Origin of the sequence: Streptomyces sp. MB09-02B (assembly GCF_033794485.1) — a bacterium.
Taxonomy (GTDB): domain Bacteria; phylum Actinomycetota; class Actinomycetes; order Streptomycetales; family Streptomycetaceae; genus Streptomyces.
In genome coordinates this window covers 1-4,935 of the sequence record NZ_JARGEE010000562.1, presented here as the reverse complement: position 1 = coordinate 4,935, position 4,935 = coordinate 1, and the positions used below count along the sequence as shown (strand labels likewise).

The window sequence follows — 4,935 nt, the reverse complement described above, 5'->3', positions numbered from 1 at the left end:
CCCCGGCTCTCCCCGGACGACGTCATCAGGGCAGCCACCCAACGCCTGACCGACGACTGTCTGACCCGGCACGGGCTCACCCCGCCGCGCCCGGGGCAGAGCGGTCCGCCGGGCGCCCAGCGGACACGCGTCGCCGAGACGATGTTCGGCGCGGGGCGTACGGAGCTGTCGTTGCGGCTGCCCACCGGGCACGTCGTCCGCGCCCACACCGACGGCTGTCTGGCCGAGGCCCAGCGGCGGCTCTACGGCGACCAGGGCCGCTGGTTCCGTACGTCGACCATCGTCAACAACCTCGCTCCCGAGGCCGCCCACACCGACCGCACCCTCGCCGAGGTCCGCGCGGACCGCCGCACGGAACTCGCCGAATGGCGGCGGCTGCGGATCCGCGCCCTCACCGAAGCCACCTCTCTCATCGGCAGTGCCAACCCCCCACCCCCGAAGGGAAACACAACACAGTGAAGCGCTTCACCGCCCTGTTCTCCGCCCTGCTCTTCTCCGCCGGACTGGTCCTCGCGTCGTCGGCTCCGGCTCAGGCCGCCGCCTGCGGCACCGGCAACTTCTGTGTCTGGACGGACGCCAATTTCGGCGGCATGAAGGTCGAGTGGCCCGGCGACGACCGCTGGTGGGAGAGCAACATCGCCGACGAGGACTCGTCCTGGGCCAACCACGGTGTCTCCGGCCCCGGCGTCAAGGACCACGTCAGGGTGTACTCCCGCGCCCACCTCGGCGGCCACATGACCATCTGCCTCACGCCCGGCCAGGAGGTCGGCTACAACGGCGCCGCCAACGACAACGGCGACTCCCACACCTGGGCGATGAGCTGCTGACCCAGTGACCCGCTGACCCAGGGGGCGCCCGGCACCCACCGGGCGCCCCCTCCAGACCCCCACCCCGGCAGCGCAGACCCTCACCCCGGCAGTGTCAGCCCCCAAGCCGCCTCCCGGACCGTCCACGTCCGCGTCCGCACCGGACCTGCCACCAAGGAATCCGCCCGGTAGCGGAAGTCCGCGCCGGACACGGTCACCCGGTGGCCGGTCGCGAGCAGCGGGGCCGCCTCGGCGCCCACCGACACCGGCCGGATCTCGACGTCGGCGCCGCCGTCGACGCCGGGCACGACGGACACGGCCTCCACGGGCTGGTCCAGGTCGACGAGGATCACCCCGTCCACCTCCACCCGCAGCCGCCAGGGCCCGGCCGCGCCCCCGGCGGCGACCCGGATGCGCGAGGGCCGCAGCGGACGGGACATCCGGGCGGGTATCGCCGGCCGCGTCGACAACGTACGGGCGAGGGACTGAGGCCAGGCGCGCAGCCAGGAGTGAGGGCCCGACGACGGCGACGCGCAGTCGTCGGCCGACGCGTCCCCGGCCCGTGACACCCCGGCCGGCCCCGAGCGGCTGTCCGCCTCCCGGCCCGTCCCCGCATCGGTCTCCGAATCCGCCCCCGATTCCCTCCCCGAGCCGGTCCCGGTCCCTGTCCCGGTCCCTGTCCCGGTCCCGGTCCCTGTCCCGGAGGCCGTCCCTGCCTTCCCCATGGGCGCGTCCCGGTCCGACCTCGGGGCCGTACCCCTGCCAGGTGCCCACGGGGACGAGCCCGCTGCCGGCCCGCCCGCCCCCGACGGGTCCCGCGGCGGCAGGCCCGGCAGGGCCGGGATGCGCAGGGCGCCCAGGACCACGCCGTCGCTGTCGTCGACGAGCAGATCCAGCCGCCGCTCGACACCGTCTAGGGCGGCGCGGGCCGCCGCGACCGCTCCGGCCGGTACGCCCAGGGAGTGCGCGAGCCCCAGGGCGGAACCCACGGGAACCAGGGAGAGGGCGCACCCCCCCAGCTCCCGCCGCCGATGCAGATGAGCCACCGCCCGCAGCAGCGCGCGGTCGTCGCCGACCACCACCGGGCGCCGGGAACCGCGCCGCGAGAGCGCCCGCGCGAATTCCTCGGGCCCGTCCGGAAGGCACACCTTCGTACTCGCCGCACCCGCGCTGAGCACGTCTTTCGCGATCCGTACGGCCTCGCCGTCCGTGCGACGGGCGAGGGGGTCGATGACCACGAGGAGCTGGTCGTCAGTCGCCACCTCGGTCCTGCCTCGCTTCCTCGGGTAGCATCTTTGTGCAAGAGCCCCTTGCGCTATTGCGCCAGGGGCTTCGTCTATTCCGGGGCATCCGGGTCCACAGTGTGCGGCCAACGACGGTCGCGGCGCACGCGACGGTAACAAGCCATCGCGTACGCCCCCGACCTTGGACATGCCCCGCCCGGAAGGGGTGTACGCGCGTGCCCGCACTTGTGCTGCTCGGTGCTCAGTGGGGTGACGAAGGCAAGGGAAAGGCGACGGACCTGCTAGGCGGATCCGTTGACTACGTGGTGCGCTACCAGGGCGGCAACAACGCCGGCCACACGGTAGTCGTGGGTGACCAGAAGTACGCCCTCCACCTGCTCCCTTCCGGGATTCTCTCCCCCGGCTGCACGCCGGTCATCGGCAACGGAGTCGTCGTCGACCCGTCGGTCCTGCTCTCCGAGCTGAGCGGTCTGAACGAGCGCGGCGTCGACACGTCCAAGCTCCTGATCAGCGGCAACGCTCACATCATCACGCCGTACAACGTCACCGTCGACAAGGTCACGGAACGTTTCCTCGGTAAGCGCAAGATCGGTACGACGGGGCGGGGCATCGGCCCGACCTACGCCGACAAGATCAACCGCGTGGGCATCCGGGTCCAGGACCTGTACGACGAGTCGATCCTGACGCAGAAGGTCGAGGCGGCCCTCGACGTCAAGAACCAGCTGCTCACCAAGCTCTACAACCGCCGCGCGATCGCCGTGGACCAGGTCGTCGAGGAGCTGCTGGGCTACGCCGAGAAGCTGGCCCCGTTCGTCGCCGACACCGTCCTGGTCCTCAACCAGGCGCTGGAGGACGACAAGGTCGTCCTGTTCGAGGGCGGCCAGGGCACACTCCTCGACATCGACCACGGCACGTACCCCTTCGTGACCTCGTCGAACCCGACCGCCGGTGGCGCCTGCACGGGCGCGGGCGTCGGCCCGACGAAGATCAGCCGGGTCATCGGCATCCTCAAGGCGTACACCACCCGGGTCGGCGCCGGTCCGTTCCCGACCGAGCTGTTCGACGAGGACGGCGAGGCGCTGCGCCGTATCGGTCACGAGCGGGGTGTGACCACGGGCCGTGACCGCCGCTGCGGCTGGTTCGACGCGGTCATCGCCCGCTACGCGACCCGCGTGAACGGCCTGACGGACTTCTTCCTCACCAAGCTCGACGTCCTCACGGGCTGGGAGCAGATCCCGGTCTGCGTCGCCTACGAGATCGACGGCAAGCGCGTCGAGGAACTCCCGTACTCGCAGTCCGACTTCCACCACGCGAAGCCGATCTACGAGACCCTGCCGGGCTGGTCCGAGGACATCACCTCGGCCAAGTCCTTCTCCGACCTGCCCAAGAACGCCCAGGCGTACGTCAAGGCACTGGAGGAGATGTCCGGCGCCCCGATCTCCGCGATCGGCGTCGGCCCGGGCCGCGACGAGACGATCGAGATCAACTCGTTCATCTAGTCCGCCACCATTCCGTCCGCGAGGCGGCCGACCCGTAGCCGGTGTCGGCCGCCGCCGCGTACCCGGGACGGCTGCCGGACGGTCTGACTAGTCTGTCCGCCATGAAGGAGACGGGATGCTGCTGAGATTCAGGGTGGCGAATGTCAGATCCCTGCGCGACGAGCAGGAGCTGTCCTTCGTCGCACCGGAGGGATCCGAGGGGGATCACACGGCGGCACGCGAGGTGACGCTCTCCGACGGCCGGCAACTGCCCGTGCACACCGTTCTCGGGGTCTTCGGCGCCAACGCGTCCGGCAAATCCAATGTCATCACCGCGCTGAAGAACATGCGTCACGCGGTGCTGCGCTCCTACGCCGAGTGGACCTCCTACGACGCCATCCCACGCGACGAGTTCGCCCTGGATCCGAAGGCTGCGGCCGAGACCACGCTGTACGAGGCGGACTTTCTGCTCGACCGCAACGTCCGCTGGACCTACGGTTTCGAGCTGGGACCTCAGCGGGTCGAGACGGAATGGCTCTACGCGTACCCCAAGGGCCGGCGCCAGGTGTGGTTCGAGCGTGACGCCTCGCGGGAGAAGGAATTCGATTTCCCGGCCGACAGATTGCACGACCGTGCGCACCTGGCTCGCACCACCCGGCGTGACGCCCTGCTGCTCACCCGCGCCGCCAACGACGGGCATGAACAACTCACCCCCGTCTTCGACTGGTTCAAGAGCAATCTCTGGGATGTGACGCCCGAGACCGAACGCGCCCAACGCGAGGACTACACGGCGACGCGGCTGCTGGAGAGCGAGGACTTCCGGCGGCGGACCGAGGAGCTGTTGCGGGTCGCCGACCTCGGCATCTCCGGTGTGGAGGTCGAGCAGTCGTCGTCCGGGCGGCCGACGGTACGCCTCGTGCACACGGGCAGCGATGAGCGCATGACCTTGGACTGGGCTTCGGAGTCGTGGGGAACCCGCTCATGGTTCGCGCTGATCGGCCCGCTTCTGCTGGCCCTGGACACCGGAGCGGTCCTGCTGATCGACGAACTCGACGCGAGCCTGCACTCCCGCTTCGCGGCGGAGGTCGTCCGCCTCTTCCAGGCCTCCTGGGTGAATCCGAAGGGTGCGCAGCTGGTGTTCACCGGGCATGATCCCTCTCTGTTGCAGACACCGAGCGGCGGCAGGCTGCTGCAGCCGGGGCAGATCTGGCTCACCGAGAAGGACGGGCAGGGCGCCACGGAACTGTCGTCGGTCGCCGAGTGGGAGCCGACGGAGGAAGAGGACCTCATGGCCGCCTATCTGGCGGGGTCGTTCGGCGCGGTGCCGAAGGTGTCGGAGGGCCAGATCGGACGACGGCTGCTGCGCGCGGACAGGACGGCACGGGTGGAGCGGACGGGGGCGGAGGG

General features: G+C 70.7%; 5 protein-coding genes. 4 read left to right on the top strand and 1 reads right to left on the bottom strand.

Features of this window, described 5'->3' with window-relative positions; genetic code table 11:
• Both P1P70_RS40645 and P1P70_RS40640 read left to right on the top strand, forming a co-directional pair.
• Window positions 1-459: hypothetical protein (locus tag P1P70_RS40645; RefSeq protein WP_319246910.1), on the top strand; the 459-nt coding region annotated here is incomplete at its 5' end.
• Window positions 456-827: a peptidase inhibitor family I36 protein gene (locus tag P1P70_RS40640; RefSeq protein WP_319246908.1), complete on the top strand. Its 372-nt coding sequence runs from the start codon at window positions 456-458 to the stop codon at window positions 825-827. The genes P1P70_RS40645 and P1P70_RS40640, both read left to right, overlap by 4 nt.
• Window positions 828-907: 80 nt before the next feature.
• On the opposite strand, the gene P1P70_RS40635 is transcribed toward P1P70_RS40640, so the two are convergent.
• The gene (locus P1P70_RS40635) at window positions 908-2,068 is read right to left on the bottom strand and encodes a diacylglycerol kinase (protein ID WP_319246906.1); all 1,161 of its coding nucleotides are present in this window, start codon (window positions 2,066-2,068) and stop codon (window positions 908-910) included.
• Window positions 2,069-2,265: 197 nt separating this feature from the next.
• On the opposite strand from P1P70_RS40635, the gene P1P70_RS40630 reads away from it, so the two are divergent.
• Together P1P70_RS40630 and P1P70_RS40625 are read left to right on the top strand one after the other, a co-directional pair.
• Window positions 2,266-3,549 (top strand): adenylosuccinate synthase, encoded by a 1,284-nt coding sequence (locus P1P70_RS40630; protein ID WP_220647335.1) that lies wholly within the window; start codon window positions 2,266-2,268, stop codon window positions 3,547-3,549.
• 115 nt (window positions 3,550-3,664) lie between these two features.
• Window positions 3,665-4,935: ATP-binding protein (locus P1P70_RS40625; RefSeq protein WP_319246903.1), on the top strand; the 1,271-nt coding region annotated here is incomplete at its 3' end.